We start from the raw sequence: 15,789 nt of genomic DNA, 5'->3' as shown, positions 1-15,789 counted from the left end.
TTTTGAGATCTATGCAACTACATAAACATTCTACCCGTCTTCTTCTGCTAATAGCTATAATGGCTTTGGGTTCCCTTGCGCTTTATGCTCAAGCCAAAAAGGAAGTTCCTGCAACGGATAAAAAACGAACAGCTCCATTTCTATTTACTCCAGAATCGGTGGCCGCAGGTAATAAAATTTATCAGGCCAACTGCAATTCGTGCCATGGCGATCCGGGGAAGAATAACTATGCTAAACTTAACCCCATACCGGGCGATCCTGCTTCGGAAAATTACCAGAAGAACTCCGATGGGGAGATGTTTTACATTCTTACCCATGGCAAGGGTGTCCTCATGCCTGTTTTTGCAAACACTCTCTCCGAAGATCAGCGGTGGCAAGTAATCTCTTACGTTCGAACCTTCAACAAAACCTACAAACAGCCTCCAATTGCTTCGGGATCGAAAGCGTCGCTTTCGGGAAATATGGCAATGATATTATCCTACAATCTAGCAAATAAAGAGGTAGTTGCCAACATAACCGATAGTACTGGCGGGAAGAAGAAACCTGTTGCCAATGTAACCGTGAAATTATTCGTGAAGCGCACCTTTGGAAATCTTCCAGTGACGGAATCGATAACCGATGGAGAGGGTCAAGCGAGGTTTAGCTTTCCTACGGATATTCCTGGAGATACTGCTGGAAACTTAACGATAGTGGCTTTAGCAGGAAGCAACGGAATGGAGTTGTCAATCACAAAAGTTGAAAAAATTGGCATGCCAATAGTAGTAAGAAAACAACTGGACGAGCGTGCATTTTGGAATATAAATAGCATGGCCCCCATCTGGCTTATATTTGTTTATGTTGGCGGAGTATTGGGAATTATCATTACTCTTGGCTACATTTTACACTTGTTAAAGAAGATTCGAGAAATAAACATAAAAAAACAGGTATAGTATGAAAAGCAGTAAACCAAACTTAGGAACCCTTGGGCGCATTCTTTTTGCACTACCCTTTGGAATTATTGGTCTAAACCATTTCTTTATGGTTGACTTTTTCAGTGGAATGCTGACTTCCTTTATCCCTGGAGGTGGATTCACCATTTTGTTTACAGGATTCTTATTGATTGCCGCAAGCGTTTCGATCATGTTTAAGCGGTATGTAACTCTATCGTGCTTACTATTATCAATAATGCTTCTCATTTTTATTCTAACAATCCACATTCCTCAGCTATTCGATCCTTTAAAGGCACAGATAGCTTTTATGCAATTACTTAAGGATACAGCTCTTATGGGTGGTGCTCTCATGATTGCCCATATCTACCAACCCGAAAAGGAATAATGGATTAACGCCATATACTACCATGAAAAAAAACCTATTTACCCTTGGATTGCTATTCCTTTCTCTATTAAGCCTAGGGCAGCCCTTTGGCAATGAGATTGGCATCGACGAACACTTAAATGATACGCTTCCTCTCGATTTAGCGTTTAGCAATGAGCAAAACCAGCTGGTTACTCTCCGCCAGCTAATCGATCGACCAACCATCTTGGCTTTTGTCTACTTTGATTGCCCGGGATTATGCAGCCCACTTCAAGAAGGTATTGCCGATGTAGTAGGTAAAACCGATTTGGTGCTTGGGAAAGATTATCAAATTATTACTATCAGCTTTAACTTTAAGGACACCCCTGAAAAGGCTGCACAAAAGAAGGCCAACTTTATTACGAAAATGGGAGCAGAGAATGCAAAATCTTGGTATTATCTTACCGGAGATAGCCTTGCCGTTGTAAAGATCCTCAACAGCGTGGGTTATAAAATTAAGATCACAGGGTTGGATTATGCACATCCATCTGCCATAATTGCAATTAGTCCTCAGGGAAAAATTACGCGCTACCTCTATGGAACCTCGTTCTTTCCCTTCGATTTGAAAATGGCCGTTGTGGAAGCGCAGAAAGGAATAAGCCGGCCTACAGTAAATCGAATACTGGATTTTTGCTATAATTATGAGCCAGAAGGAAAGCGATACACGTTGGAAATAACAAAATTAGTTGGAATATTTACCCTCATTGTTCTTGGTGCCTTTTTCGGAATTCTCCTTATTCGGAACAGGCGAAAATCAAAAAACACTACTTCCAACTAATCTCGGTTACGAGTTTTGCGACAATACATATAACTCTTTATGCTGACACCGTAAACCAATGAACAAAGAAACTACTACAGAGCACATTAGCTACCTGAAGCCCCACGGTAAATACAAAGGGTTGATGGGGTGGCTTACTTCCACCGACCATAAGCGAATTGCTATTCTTTACCTAATCTGTATTGCCGTATTCTTCTTGGTAGGGGCAACCATGGGTGGGCTAATGAAGCTGGAACTGGCTAAGCCGGGTCAGCAAATTATGGATGCCCAAACCTACAATGGGATGTTCACAGTACATGGTATCATCATGATCTTCATGGTAGTAATTCCGGGACTGTCGGCAGTATTTGGCAACTTCGCGCTACCGCTGATGATTGGAGCAAAGGACGTGGCCTTTCCCAAGTTAAACCTACTATCTTGGTATATTTACGTGCTAGGTGCGGTTCTAGCCATATACTCACAACTTGGTGGGAGCAGTCCACCCGATACCGGATGGACATTTTATGCACCCTACAGTATTAAGAGTACCACCAATGTGCTACCAGCCGTGCTGGCAGCCTTTGTGTTGGGATTCTCTTCAATTCTTACAGGACTCAACTTTATAGTAACCGTTCATCGCATGCGGGCACCGGGAATGACTTGGTTTAAAATGCCCCTCTTCCCTTGGTCGATCTACGCCACGGCATGGATACAAGTGCTTGCCACCCCAATTGTGGGAATCACGCTGCTTATGGTAATTGCAGAGCGAACTTTACGGATTGGATTCTTTGATCCGTCACTAGGCGGTGATCCTGTTCTCTACCAACACCTATTTTGGATATACTCGCACCCTGCGGTATACATTATGATTCTTCCTGCAATGGGTGTAGTTTCGGAAATTATCCCAACCTTTTGTCAGCGCCGAGTATACGGCTACAGGGCTATAGCACTTTCCAGCTTAGCTATTGCAGGTATTGGTTACCTTGTATGGGGTCACCACATGTTTACCTCTGGTATGAGCGATTTTTCTCGAATCGCCTTCTCATTACTCACATTTATTGTAGCTATCCCCAGTGCCATTAAGGTATTTAACTGGCTTGCTACCATGTATAAAGGATCCATTGATGTTCGAACGCCGTTTCTGTATACCCTTGCGTTTATGTGGCTTTTTATGATTGGGGGTTTAACCGGGCTCGTGCTTGGTTCGCTAGCCACCAATGTGCACGTGCACGACACCTACTTTGTGGTGGCACACTTTCACTACATCGTATTTGGAGGAATGGGCTTTGCATTTTTTGCCGCTATTCACTACTGGTATCCAAAAATGTTTGGGGTAATGTATAACGAACTGGTTGCCAATATAGCTTGTGGAATTCTCTTCTTTGGCTTCAACTTGCTCTACTTCCCCATGTTTATTCTTGGACTGCAGGGAATGCCACGCCGCTATTTCGATTACCTTCCCGAATATGCTACTGGTCACATGGTCTCATCCATTGGAGCAGCAGTAATGCTCGCAGGTATTGTTCTTATGGTTTACAACCTCGTCCGGGGTGGTTTCAACGGATCACCTGCTCCTGCAAATCCGTGGAATAGCCTTACGCTGGAATGGACAATTCCTTCGCCTCCAAGTATCGAGAACTTTGAGGTTGAGCCTAGTATTACAGAATCACCATACGAATACAAGTAATATGGAACAACATCCTTCAACGGCCACTGAACATCGAGACGACTTCGGCGCAAAGCTAGGCATGTGGATATTTATCTTTACAGAGTTGCTGCTGTTTGCTGGACTATTTTTGGTCTATGCCGTATTCCGGTCGAAGTATTTTCAGGACTTTCATATCGCGGCGCATCAGCTCAACACCTTCATTGGTGCTGTAAACACTATTGTTCTTTTAATCAGCAGTGCCACAATTGCTGCGTCTATTTCAGCCATTCAAAAGAATAATAAAGTATTGGCGCTAAGGCTACTTTATGCCACATTCTTCTTGGCACTTGTGTTCTTGGTAAACAAGTATTTTGAGTGGGGTCATAAAATTGAATACCAACTTTACCCGGGATCTGATCCTTTGCTCACGCTAAAGAATGGCCAAGTGCTCTTCTTTGGTTTATACTACTTTATGACAGGACTCCACGTTTTGCACATTATTATTGGGATGACCTTAATGGGGGTAATAATAGTCAAGGTAAAAAGCAATAAGATTAACAGCAGTAGTTATGTGCTACTCGAAAATGGTGGCCTTTACTGGCATTTAGTTGACCTTATCTGGATTTTCCTTTTCCCACTACTCTATTTAATAACCTAAATAGTTTACCGTATGGATCACTCAACTCCACATATTTCCAGCTATCGCTCCATTGGTTTGGTGCTAGTAGCGCTTCTCTTTCTTACGTCCATCACCATTCTTGTTACTTGGCTCGATTTTGGGTCACTTAGCGTGGCCGTGGCCATGGGGGTTGCCTTCATTAAGGTCGGATTGGTGGTAACATACTTTATGCACCTTAAGTTTGACGATCTCATTCTAAGGATATTTGCAGGAATGGTTTTACTGCTCCTTTTGCTCGTATTTGTGATCACCTTTTTTGACTATTTATTTAGATAGAACCCTTTAAGACAAACGATATGTTTAGTGGTGCATCAAATTTTGCCGAAGGTGTCGATAGTGTTTTCCTATTCATCTTTACCATATCATTCATTTTCCTATTTGGATTAACCGGGATAATGGTTTGGTTCGTAATAAGGTATAACCGAAAACGGCACCCCAAGGCAGTTCAAATAAAGGACAATACGAAGCTGGAGTTGGCATGGACTATTATACCGCTAATTCTCGTGCTCTTTATGTTCTACTATGGGTATATGGCTTTTGCTCCCACACGAGTAGTCCCCAAGGATGCCATGCCCGTTAAGGTTACAGGTCAGATGTGGAGTTGGTCGTTTGAATATCCCAACGGAAAAAAGACAACGGAGCTGAGGCTTCCGCTAAATAAACCAGTCAAGCTGCTGCTATACTCTCCCGATGTAATCCATAGTTTCTATATCCCAGCATTTAGAATTAAGGAGGATTTAGTTCCAGGCAAAGAGAACTATATGTGGTTTACTCCAACGCTCGAGGGTAGCTTTGAAATTCTTTGTGCCGAGTATTGTGGGCTTAGCCATGCATTTATGGAGGCTAAAGTGGTTGTGGTGCAGGACACGGCATTCAACAGATGGCTGGATGAAGTTGTTGCCCTTACAGTGGAGGAGGCTGGATTGGTCGTTTTGAAAAACAATGCTTGCACGGGCTGCCACTCATTGGATGGTAAGCCGTTAATTGGTCCAACCTTTAAGGGTTTGTTTGGTTCCAAACGTGTAGTAGTTGTAAATGGAAAAGAGACCACCGTTGTTGCCGATTCTGCCTATATCGAGCGTGCTATTCTTGAGCCAAACAAAGAGGTTGTGAAGGGATTCAATCCAGAGATAATGCGTTCGTATAAGGATGTTCTAAAAGCAAATGATATTAAATCAATTGTTGATTACCTTGAACTGGATTCAAAGGCTAAAAAATAATTTTAATAGTGGGTTCTAATCCATCAACTTTAAGGGATATTCTTTCATTGGCAAAGGTTATGGTGTCAGCATCCATAACCTTTACCACTTTTACGGGATATGTTGTAGTCTCCGGACGATTAGATACTCGACTATTCATCACATTGTTTGGTGTTTTGTTGATGGCTGCCGGGGCATCGGCACTAAACCATTTCCAGGAGAGAAAAACTGATCGGCTCATGACCCGGACAGCAGACCGCCCGATACCTTCAGGTAGGATGTCGCCACCCTTGGTGTTTCTAGTAGGGCTCGCTTGGCTAGTTTTGGGTGCAACTATCCTATTAATCTTTACCGGATGGATTGTGGTTTTACTAGGGGTTTTCAACGCTGCTTGGTACAACCTTGTTTATACTCCGCTAAAGAAAACCAGTGTATATGCACTTTTTGCTGGAACCATCACGGGTGTAGTGCCCTTGTTTATGGGTATTGCTGCTGCGGGCGGAAATATGGCAAGTCACCAAGCGGTATATATAGGCTTCTTTATGCTTATCTGGCAAATACCTCACTTCCTCATTTTGCTCCTAAAGTATGGAAAAGAGTATGAGCAAGCCGGTCTGGCCTCCATAACCGCCCGCCTCTCCATTCCGCGGATTATACGTATTGCCTACCTCTGGATGGTGGCATGTTGCACAGCTACGCTGTTTCTTCCTCTCTTCGGGCTGCTTCACCATTCTCAAACCGGCTATGCCATCCTTCTCATCTCCACCTTAGTATTTGTTTTTATCTCCTTTGCTGTATATAAACGCAACGAAATTGATCAGTTCCGCATCCCGTTTATCCTAACCAACATCATGCAAGCTGGATTCATGGTATGTCTTGTATTGGATAGCTTGATATAAGTCGGAAGAATAATTTGTTAATGTGACTTTGACCCCGAATCAAGGTTAAGATCGAACAGTGATCACATTGCCCTATTTTCGCCTATCTCGGAATAATCATTTGCACTGACTAACTGTTACATGTCGCTAGTCAATGCCTCACTTTTTTCGTTTCGCACCGCAACCCATATGCTTATTTCAAATAGCACATAGAGTGGTAAACCTACTAACAGTTGGCTGAAAACATCGGTGGAGGGAGTAATTATTCCAGCCACAATCAATATCAGCACAAAGGCATGCTTGCGAAACTTGCGCATTAGGGCGGAGGTGATAAACCCAATTTTGCTGAGAAAGTAAACCAGAAGGGGTAGTTCGAAAACCATTCCAATGGTTAGTGGTAGAAAGACTGTAGTAGAAAGGTAGCTGGCTAGGGTAATATGGTTTTCAATCTGAGGACTTATGGTGTAGTTGCTCAGGAACGCTAAGGTTAGCGGCAGCACAATATAGTAGCCGAATAGGATTCCGAGAAAGAACAGTCCTGAGGTAATGGCACTAAATCCACGTAAGAATTTCTTCTCTTTTGAGCTCAGGGCTGGCTGAACAAAACGCCATATTTGAAATACAAAGTAAGGAAAGGAGATCACAATTCCCGCTACAATTGTGGCCATCAGGTGCCACTTAAACTGCCCACCAATCTCCGTGTTCATGAGATTTACCGGCAACGCACCTACGCAAAGCCCGTCGATGCCAAACTTGTTACCAAACCAGCAAAGCCAGTGGTAGGTAATAAATTTATTGTTGAGGGGTGCAAATAGCAAGTCGTCAAAAATAAAGCCTTTGAAAAAGAAGGCTCCAATGCATGCGAAAAGGCAAACCACTAGGGCGCGAATAAACCGACGCCTTAGCTCCTCGAAGTGATCCCAAAAATCTTGCAAAGTGGTAACGGATAAAAGCGATTATTTCCAGAGAGCTATTCGCTCTTCTTCTCTTCCTTGGTAATGGCTTCGTTATTAGCCTTATCAATCTCCGATATAACATCGTCTTTGGCCTTTTTGTATTCGGCCACACCCTTACCTAACCCACGCATCAGATCGGGTATTTTCTTTGCTCCAAACAGCAAAACGATAATAAGCAAGACAAAGAGCATCTCCTGTCCACCAAATATTCCAAGTAAAATAAAATTTCCCATGGCAATCTTTTTTGCTAATGTATTTCAAAATCGGGATATGTGCAACCTATTGGCCTAGCTATAGGAGTATTATTATTTATTCTCGATTAGGATAGAGAAACTATTTTTTCTTCACTTTCGCTGCCTTCTCCAGCGCAATCTTCACCGCCTCGGTAAAAAGGTTGTGTGCCCAAGTGGCACCCGATATGGCATCGACTTTGCTTACCTGCTTCTCCTTTTGGAATTTCTTTGTGTAGGCAATTGCCCCCTTCAGATCGTTCCGACATTGCTGTATATACTCATCGTTGCCGGCAAAGTGGCGCTCATACTTTTAAATAACTATTCCGGCCTATCCAATTTGAACCGAATACGCAGCACTCCTTCAGCAAAATCGGTTGAGATAATTCTAACCTGCCCTATCTCGGAAGTGTTTGCCACGTGCGTACCGATACACGGGCAGGCATCGTAGCCCTCCACCCTAATGATGCGAATGGTGTCGCCCACATCGTTGGGGAGGCGTCCGAGGTTATACTCCTGCTCGGCTTGGCTCCGTGAAATTTGCTCCTCGGTAACTTCTCTGTTGCTGGCAATTATTACATTTATGGTGTTTTGTAACTCTTCCACCTCTTGCTCCAAAAGGGCACGGCTAAAGTGATAGTCGCACTTGCTCTTCTTCTTCTCGAGATGGCTGCTGAACGAACGGCTACAGCCAAACATCCTCACCATCGTCTGGTTGAGAATATGCTCGGCCGTATGCATTTGTGGATCGTAGTGTTTCTCCGACATGGATTTTCCTATTTATGCTTCAACATATATTTCTTATACCGAACGTTAACTGTTGGCTTAAAAAATGTAATCGCGCCTACTTCCGACTTCGGTCTTCTGACTTCCATCTACTTAAACGACTCCCAGTTTTTTGCCAACCCGCCATAACCAGTTTCGCGATAGGCACTCTGCAAATCCTTTCCGGTTTGGGCCATGGTTTCTACTACCTGATCGAATGAAATCTTGTGTCCACCGTCGGAGTAAAGTGCGTATGTAGCACACTGCCAAGCCTTGCCTGCAGCCACCGCATTACGCTCAATACAGGGTATTTGCACGTATCCTAGAACCGGATCGCAGGTGAGACCAAGGTTATGCTCGAAGCCCATTTCGGCGGCATACTCAATTTGCTTTGTGGTGCCACCTAGGAGTTGTGTGAAGGCTGCAGCGGCCATGGAGCAGCCGGTACCTATCTCGCCCTGACACCCAACTTCGGCACCCGATATGGAGGCATTCGTTTTGACTATATTTCCGACCAAGCCGGCCGTTGCCAGTGCGCGTAAAATTTTCTTCTCGGTAACATGTTCGTGGGTAGTAGCCGCATAGTAAAGAACTGAGGGTAAAACACCTGCAGCCCCGCACGTCGGCGAAATAGCAATAGTATTTCCCGAAGCATTCTCTTCGGAAACGGCCAATGCGTATGAAAAAAGCAATCCAATACTCCTCTGTGGATTATGGCTAGCCACCGCCTTAGCAAAGCTCGAGGATGCTTTGCGCTGTAGCTTAATGGGGCCAGGAAGTACGCCCTCATTGTCGAGCCCATCCTTTATGCTCTTCTGCATTACCTTCCAAATATCGGCGAGGTATTCCCAAATATCGGGATCTTCATACGTCTCCACATACTCCCAGAATGTGCGACCCTCCTTTTTGCACCACTTTAAAATATCGGTCATATTTGAGAGTGGATAGGTCTCCTTGGTACCCACAATTCCGTTGGCATCGCGCAAGTCACCGCCTCCAATGCTAAAAACCTCCCAACTGCCAGTTACTGCTGCTTGGGCATCCAGCGATTCAATGAGCATGGCATTTGGATGGGCAGGATGGTCAAATTCGGGCATCCAAACTACCTCCAGTTTTCGATCGCCAAAATATTTGTGGAGGGCAGTGTCGGTACCGTGACCGATACCAGTAGCGGCTAAACTGCCATAGAGAGTAATGCGGTAACTGGCTGCATTGGGATGCTTATCCGAAAATATTTCGGCTGCACGGCATGGGCCAATGGTGTGGCTACTACTTGGGCCAAAACCTACCTTGAAAATTGTCTTTATCGACTGCATGGTAATACTATGTTACGTTACAAAAAGTAAATAAAGATCCTTTTACTTGGCCGTAATCCTTACCGTATCGGAGGAAGTCTCTGGTTGTTTTTCCCTAGTTGGTTCGCACAAATCAGGCCTACGGGAGCAAATAAACTCGAAACTTTTCGGAATTTCAATCATAAGTGTCTCCATTTTTCTGTTGAGTTCCCTAACTATTTCGGCAGGATTATCGCCAACCGAAAGGGCCGAGTAATCGTAAAGATCACCGATGTCTCGCTTAACGATCATCAACCGTTTCTGAAGCAAATCAACGCTTAGCGGAAGAGGCTGTTGCTGCATGTATTGTTGATGGAGATTATACTCAATGATCTGATATTTTTGAAGGAAGACATAAGATTGTGCCATTGCCACAAGGCTCAAACTATCCTTGCGATGCAACTCGCTTAGCCGTAAATACTCCTCGTAACTACTGCGAAAACTCTTTATCGCCATAATAGCTCGATCTCGACAAGTCATACAGGCGGTTTCCCGAAGCATCTCCTGCAGCTTATCCGAGGCTGTGCCATTCTTATCGGTAGCCTTAGTAGCTTTAATTTTTTCCACTTCTACGGAAAATTTCTCCACATATATTGACTCCTCAAGGCTTCGAAGCGCAGAGGCCGTTATTTTTCCTTCGGTGGAAGAGTTCCATTGGTCTACATTGAAGATGTCGGCAAAATGAAGCTTACCAACCATTGCCTCCTTTCCATCCTGTTTTTTAGGGATCAGACCAGCCTCCACTTCGTTTATGGCCAGCACTAACTCCCGCGTACTTTTCAAATTGATATCCTCTTCGAGGTAAAGTCCGGCATACCCTTGCACTGTATTGTATTCGGGCTTAAAAACCGAAGCATACGTGGTATTACCAACATTTATTATATCGTGATCGCGATTTAAACGGAGCAGTTGCCTGTATGCAAATGCAACCTGCATAAGGCTACTACCAGTGCCGTTCGAACCCGAAACTTTAAAGTTCAGCTTATATAGTTCGATGGAGCGTTTTAGTTCATAGAAGGACTTTAAGAAGTCAAGAAAGTTCTTCTCGAGTTGGTACGTTTCATTGCTTACCAAACCTCTGGCGTATTCGTTCTCAATGCGAAGCCTCCGCTTATCGATGTTCTGCACCGTTATCTCATCGCCCGAAATTTGCTCCATACGGTAGAGCGATTTATAGTTAACCACCACAATAAGTGGCGAACCCTTGTAAGGGATTAACTCCTGTAAAAGTTTGCGGGAAATGCTCGGATTGTAAGTGGTATCCATAAATTCCTTAACCAGCGTAGTAGGGATGAATGGTGCCTCGTTATTACCAGCCGTGAGCGCATAAACCCGAATAGAATGCAGTCGGGTATCAAAGTTTTTCTGTTCGAAAAGGCGAATGGTGGAGCTAAATCGGTACTCCTTTTTACGGGTAGACGCTTCCAGAAAAGAACCAAACTCGCCGACCAGCGTGAAGGCGGCAGCAGTTGGGTTGGTAAGGGTGGACAGGTTTTTCAGTTGCCCCGCAACCATGTTAAGGACCTCATCGCGCGTATTGGTGGTAATTGCACGAGCCCGAATGGTGGCGTCGATAAAATTTCCGGCAGAGTAAAGCGGCAAGTTGTCAATGATACGAACATAGTCGAGGTTATCGCTTACAAGCGTTTGATACTTATTATCTCGATCCTTATTCACTTGGAAATTGTAGAGCGGGTAAACCAACTCATTGGGTCCAAAGAGCCGCAGATTCTTCATCTCGGCCGTAAGCAAAAGGAATTCCAAATTTTCCTTTGGTGGCTTGGGCGAAAACCAACCCTTTCGTTCGTAATCTTGAGCGTTAAGCTGATTTATGAGGCTATTGAAAGAAGAACCATTGAAAAGATATATATCGGTCGATAAGTATTGCCACTGGCTGGTGAAGGGTGTCTTTACGGTATCGGAAAAAACGAGGCTGGTCTTTATCTCCTTTTGTGCTGTGGCCAAGAATGGCATCAGCAAGAATGGCAGCGATATCCAAATGTATTTGTAAGCACAGTTCATTGCACGCTTGATTTATGGTTTCTTTGATCGACCGATGGCTTTTGCACGCTTAAACTCTTTATCGGGATTGAACAAGAGACGATAGGTAACATGTGTCTTACTTATTTTCGACCCAATTTGTTCCATAAAACGCATCATTACAGGATTAAAATCGCCAATCCAATTCATTTCCATTTCGGTATATCGAAATCCTTTTTGTAACGCAGTGTTAGCAAAAGCCAAGACTAGCCCTCCTTCAACGCCTTTACCTTGGTATTCAGGGATTATCCCAAATATTTGGCCGAGAGAAACTCTACACACTTTTTTGATTTTCAGATAGTAGAAGAATTTTACTTTCCCCCACAAATTTAGGTTCCCGTTTAGATGACGAATAACTTCGTTGATTTGAGGAATCATTACAAAGAATCCGATGGGTTCATCGTTGTGGTAGGCAAAATAAACCAACTTTGGATCAAGAATGGGTTTTAGTTCCTTTACCAGAGCCTTTGCGTGTGCTTCACTCATTTCGGGAACGCCACCATGCTTAGCCCAACCCTTATTATAGACAGTGCGAAAATCGCTGGCCAACTTTTCGGGGTTGTTTAGTTGGATGTGACCAAAAGAATATTCAGGATTGAGCGCAAGCCGGTCGGCTTTTTCCTTAAGGATAGGGCTTACTCCTTCCATGGATACCGGCCGAGAGTAGGTATACTGGTTAAAGTAGTTCCTAAATCCATACGCCTCAAACATTTCGCCATAGTAACTGAAATTATATGGCATGCCATAGTTTGGGAAACATTCGAAGCCTTGCGTCAAACATCCCCACCATCTATCCCGATCGCCAAAATTGATAGGACCATCCATGGCCTCCATACCTCTATCTTGAAGCCATTTCTTACACTGATCAAAGAGCATAAAGGCCGCTTCCTGATCGTTAATGCACTCAAAGAAACCCATCCCACCTGTTGGTTGCTCCTCTTTCAATACTACTTCCTGGTTGATAAAGGCCGCAACCCGACCAACCACCACGTTTTGACTGTTTCGCAGAAGCCAGCGAGCGACCTCGCCCTTACGCAGCAGCTTATTTTTCTTTGGATCGAAAACGACTTCAATCTCATTATCGAGTGGCCGAACCCAGTTAGGTTCATTTTTATATAACCTTACAGGAAGTTGCAAGAATTCCTTAACCTGCTTACTATCTATAATAAGTTCGAGCGTGAAACGAGCCATGGAGAAAATATTAGTCAAGTCAAAAGTAGAAAAAAAGAGGTACGATGCGAAGCGTAGGGCAATAAACTACGAGCGATTAAAAACAGACGAACCCCTCGAAGGCGAAAGTGTAAAGGACTAAGGAGTTCCCTCCATTGCTTTAACGGCCGCCAAGTCGTCTTTTAGGTTTGGCAGGTGGGTTCTTACGATATTGGTGGCATGACTCCCAATGACTCGTAGCGACGAAACCAACTCCAGATGGGTTCGGCTGCTGGTAACTGACTTCTCCACATCCTCCTTTAAGCGTTGATAATGCTGCTTCTCCAACTCGATGGCTTGCATTCGAAACTTCTTATACTTCTGTTCGGCATGCTTCGTTTTCTCTAGATTAAAATCCTTGAAAACTGCAATGGCGCGACTGAGTTGCTTCTGCGTCTGAAGGTGGTAGAGCATGAGTTCGCGTTTACCCTCGTCCGAAAATTCGTGATCGCTCTCAATCCAAGCTGCGGCACGGTTTACCATATTGTTGGCAATTAGTTCCGCAATTTGCTCCAATTCGTTATTGGTGTACATTATCAAGTAGGCTTCCTGAATTTCTTCCTCGTTTACCTCTTGGCGCGTTAACTCCACTAAAAAACTATTGATGGCTCGGGTAATCTTATCCAGCTGCTTTTCCGCTGCAGTAATCTGTGGTAAGAGCATATCCTCCTTGGTAAAGAAAGGGAGAATTATATCATTGAGCATATCTTGAATTTGATGCGCAACTAAAATAACCTCTTTCTTGGCTCCCAACAACGCCAGAGATGGTGTCGCCATAAGGCTTTTCTCCAAATACATTGTTTTTACATGCTCTACTTTAGGTGGAAAAAGCCTCTCTACCAGCCGAGCAAAGGGATCAATAAATGGCAAGGTGAGGATGAGAATAATAACATTGTAAATTGTATGAGCATTGGCTATCTGACGCGGAACTACTTGCATCAAGGCATCAACATTTCCCTCGGGAGATGGAGAGATATAGTATACCAGATTAACAAACTGGGGTATGATCCACACAACGATGAGAACCCAAAATATTTTGAAAATGGCATTTGACCACGCCACTTGCTTTGCTTGAGATCCACCCTTTGCACTGGCAATAATGGCGGTTACTGTACTTCCAATATTTGCACCAAGCATCAACGGAATAGATGCCTCCAAGGAGATTAATCCTTGCGATGCGAGTGTTATAACAATTCCAATAAAGGCTGCGCTACTCTGTAGGAGAGCGGTGAATATTGTCCCAGCCAAAATACCCAATATGGGATTCTGAAAGCGAGAAAGAATATCGATAAAGGGTTCAAACGTGCGGAGTGGAGCCATGGAGGTAGCCATTAGATCCATCCCAAAAAAGAGAATCCCAAATCCAAGAATAGCCGATCCTATATTTTTCGTCTTTTGCTTCTTCCCTATTAAGGTAATGATAAACCCAATGGCGACGAAAAACAGGGAGTAGCTGGTAATTTTGAAGGCAATCAGCTGCATGGTAAGTGATGTTCCCAATGCGGCACCGAGAAGAATGGCAATGGTTTGCCTAAACTGCATCAACTTGCTCTCAACCAAGCTAACCAGCATCACAGAGGTGGCGGTACTGCTTTGAAAAATCATGGTGAGCAAGCTGCCCAACCCTGCGCCCATTATTCTATTCTTGGTTAGGGTAGTGAGCATGGTGCGCATCCTACCTCCGCTGAGTTTTTTGAGCCCATTGCTCAACATCTCGAGCCCTAGAAAGAAAAAAGCGAGCCCACCTACTAGTCCAACAAAGAGTAACCAAACCCAACGACGCTCCTTAACATCTACTTGAACCACCGCTGCCGTCTGCCGTATCTTATATTCGGCATAAATTTTTATTAGGTAGCGGCCATCCCCCTTTGCTGGAAGAAATGTAATGAGGGCTTCTCCTCTCCGATTGGTTTTTAACGAATCGTGCGAAAAGGTGGCACCATAACCACCGGGACCACTAATAATGGTCGATACAATTTTGGACCCAACAATAGGAGCCCCCGCGGAATCGGTAGTGCAAACAATAAAGGAAACAGACTTGTTTAATCGGGTGTTGAAACTTTCGGAAACCTTACTACTCTTGGCATCCCGAATCGTAATAGTTGGCTGGGCAACAGATGTATGTCCAAATACAATGGCAAATACTACTCCAAAAAAAACTAAAAGCAATCGCTGTAGCATCCCCCTCGCCTTTATGAATAAACAATACGATAAAGGTAAGCCTGTTTTTGGTGAAAATCAAATGGGGAATCTAAGAAATAATATCGCTAACCAATTACCACCGGGAGCCACATTGTCCTGTATATAATCAAGATTTTGCTTGACCAAACCTAAAAAGACAAGTTGTAGAAATGATCTTTTGTGCCATTTCACTTACGTATGCAGTTTAAAAGCATATTTTTACAAACGACACCATTAACAAAAATTAAATTGTATTTTTGCACCTTGTATTTTATGTGCAACTCAAAAACAATTGGCTCTATTCAGTGATAATGTTGTTGCAAAAATTTGCTTATCTTAGTGGAAAGTCTCTATGATATGACAATAATTGAACAAATCCGAGAACTCGCAAAACAGTTGACAGAACAAGAGCGCGTTACGGTAATGCGGGAGCTGAAAAATACGGATGCATCACTTACGGCTCAGCTGGGGGAGGCGAAAGTCTGCCCCCACTGCTCGAGCAGCATGATCATTAAGCACAGCATGTTCAATGGGAGGCAGCGCTCCAAGTGCAAAACGTGCGGCAAGACCTTTACTATGCT

18 protein-coding genes are annotated in these 15,789 nt (G+C 43.9%); 9 read left to right on the top strand and 9 right to left on the bottom strand.

The window, feature by feature from the left end; translation table 11 throughout:
• Window positions 1-11 precede the first annotated feature (11 nt).
• The 7 genes from BLS65_RS07460 to coxB are packed head-to-tail and all read left to right on the top strand — an operon-like array spanning window position 12 to window position 5,636.
• Complete coding sequence (locus BLS65_RS07460) at window positions 12-929, top strand: c-type cytochrome (protein WP_092437523.1); 918 nt, start codon at window positions 12-14, stop codon at window positions 927-929.
• 1 nt (window position 930) lies between these two features.
• Window positions 931-1,314 carry a hypothetical protein gene (locus tag BLS65_RS07455; protein WP_092437521.1) on the top strand — a complete coding sequence of 128 codons (384 nt, stop codon included), beginning with the start codon at window positions 931-933 and terminating at the stop codon, window positions 1,312-1,314.
• A 22-nt stretch (window positions 1,315-1,336) separates the two neighbouring features.
• Window positions 1,337-2,110, top strand: coding sequence for an SCO family protein (locus BLS65_RS07450; RefSeq protein WP_092437519.1), 774 nt, complete (start codon window positions 1,337-1,339; stop codon window positions 2,108-2,110).
• Between the two features lie 58 nt (window positions 2,111-2,168).
• Window positions 2,169-3,776 (top strand): cytochrome c oxidase subunit I, encoded by a 1,608-nt coding sequence (locus tag BLS65_RS07445; RefSeq protein WP_092437517.1) that lies wholly within the window; start codon window positions 2,169-2,171, stop codon window positions 3,774-3,776.
• Between the two features lies 1 nt (window position 3,777).
• Window positions 3,778-4,395 (top strand): cytochrome c oxidase subunit 3 family protein, encoded by a 618-nt coding sequence (locus tag BLS65_RS07440; protein ID WP_092437515.1) that lies wholly within the window; start codon window positions 3,778-3,780, stop codon window positions 4,393-4,395.
• Between the two features lie 12 nt (window positions 4,396-4,407).
• The gene (locus BLS65_RS07435) at window positions 4,408-4,692 is read left to right on the top strand and encodes a cytochrome C oxidase subunit IV family protein (protein WP_092437513.1); all 285 of its coding nucleotides are present in this window, start codon (window positions 4,408-4,410) and stop codon (window positions 4,690-4,692) included.
• A 20-nt stretch (window positions 4,693-4,712) separates the two neighbouring features.
• A complete protein-coding gene (gene coxB / locus BLS65_RS07430) occupies window positions 4,713-5,636 on the top strand; it encodes a cytochrome c oxidase subunit II (RefSeq protein ID WP_092437511.1) in 924 nt (307 codons plus the stop codon).
• Here the strand turns inward: coxB and BLS65_RS18735 are convergent.
• Window positions 5,626-5,856: a hypothetical protein gene (locus BLS65_RS18735; RefSeq protein ID WP_244500675.1), complete on the bottom strand. Its 231-nt coding sequence runs from the start codon at window positions 5,854-5,856 to the stop codon at window positions 5,626-5,628. The two genes, coxB and BLS65_RS18735, sit on opposite strands and share 11 nt — an antisense overlap.
• On the opposite strand from BLS65_RS18735, the gene BLS65_RS07425 reads away from it, so the two are divergent.
• Entirely contained in the window at window positions 5,774-6,514 is a 741-nt protein-coding gene (locus tag BLS65_RS07425; protein ID WP_244500674.1) for a protoheme IX farnesyltransferase, read from the top strand. The genes BLS65_RS18735 and BLS65_RS07425 overlap by 83 nt on opposite strands.
• A gap of 116 nt (window positions 6,515-6,630) precedes the next feature.
• On the opposite strand, the gene tatC is transcribed toward BLS65_RS07425, so the two are convergent.
• The 8 genes from tatC to BLS65_RS07390 form a co-directional block, all read right to left on the bottom strand.
• Window positions 6,631-7,428, bottom strand: coding sequence for a twin-arginine translocase subunit TatC (tatC, locus tag BLS65_RS07420; RefSeq protein WP_092437507.1), 798 nt, complete (start codon window positions 7,426-7,428; stop codon window positions 6,631-6,633).
• Between the two features lie 35 nt (window positions 7,429-7,463).
• The gene (locus BLS65_RS07415; RefSeq protein ID WP_092437505.1) at window positions 7,464-7,682 is read right to left on the bottom strand and encodes a Sec-independent protein translocase subunit TatA/TatB; all 219 of its coding nucleotides are present in this window, start codon (window positions 7,680-7,682) and stop codon (window positions 7,464-7,466) included.
• Window positions 7,683-7,782: 100 nt separating this feature from the next.
• Window positions 7,783-7,923, bottom strand: coding sequence for an FMN-binding protein (locus BLS65_RS19010; RefSeq protein ID WP_394331456.1), 141 nt, complete (start codon window positions 7,921-7,923; stop codon window positions 7,783-7,785).
• 77 nt (window positions 7,924-8,000) lie between these two features.
• Window positions 8,001-8,447, bottom strand: a complete 447-nt coding sequence (locus BLS65_RS07410; RefSeq protein ID WP_092437503.1) for an alanyl-tRNA editing protein — start codon at window positions 8,445-8,447, stop codon at window positions 8,001-8,003.
• 107 nt (window positions 8,448-8,554) lie between these two features.
• On the bottom strand, window positions 8,555-9,760 hold the full coding sequence (locus BLS65_RS07405) for an L-serine ammonia-lyase, iron-sulfur-dependent, subunit alpha (protein WP_092437501.1): 1,206 nt from the start codon (window positions 9,758-9,760) through the stop codon (window positions 8,555-8,557).
• 42 nt (window positions 9,761-9,802) lie between these two features.
• Window positions 9,803-11,800 carry a hypothetical protein gene (locus BLS65_RS07400; protein ID WP_125869799.1) on the bottom strand — a complete coding sequence of 666 codons (1,998 nt, stop codon included), beginning with the start codon at window positions 11,798-11,800 and terminating at the stop codon, window positions 9,803-9,805.
• Between the two features lie 12 nt (window positions 11,801-11,812).
• On the bottom strand, window positions 11,813-13,009 hold the full coding sequence (locus tag BLS65_RS07395) for a hypothetical protein (protein ID WP_092437497.1): 1,197 nt from the start codon (window positions 13,007-13,009) through the stop codon (window positions 11,813-11,815).
• A gap of 117 nt (window positions 13,010-13,126) precedes the next feature.
• The gene (locus tag BLS65_RS07390; protein WP_092437495.1) at window positions 13,127-15,208 is read right to left on the bottom strand and encodes a Na/Pi symporter; all 2,082 of its coding nucleotides are present in this window, start codon (window positions 15,206-15,208) and stop codon (window positions 13,127-13,129) included.
• Window positions 15,209-15,565: 357 nt separating this feature from the next.
• Here BLS65_RS07390 and BLS65_RS18955 point away from each other — a divergent pair.
• Window positions 15,566-15,789 (top strand): IS1 family transposase (locus BLS65_RS18955; protein ID WP_139180954.1); only part of this gene is annotated, 224 nt, incomplete at its 3' end.

Origin of the sequence: Williamwhitmania taraxaci, from assembly GCF_900096565.1 — a bacterium.
Lineage (GTDB): Bacteria > Bacteroidota > Bacteroidia > Bacteroidales > Williamwhitmaniaceae > Williamwhitmania > Williamwhitmania taraxaci.
This window is presented reverse-complemented; position numbering and strand designations above follow the sequence as displayed.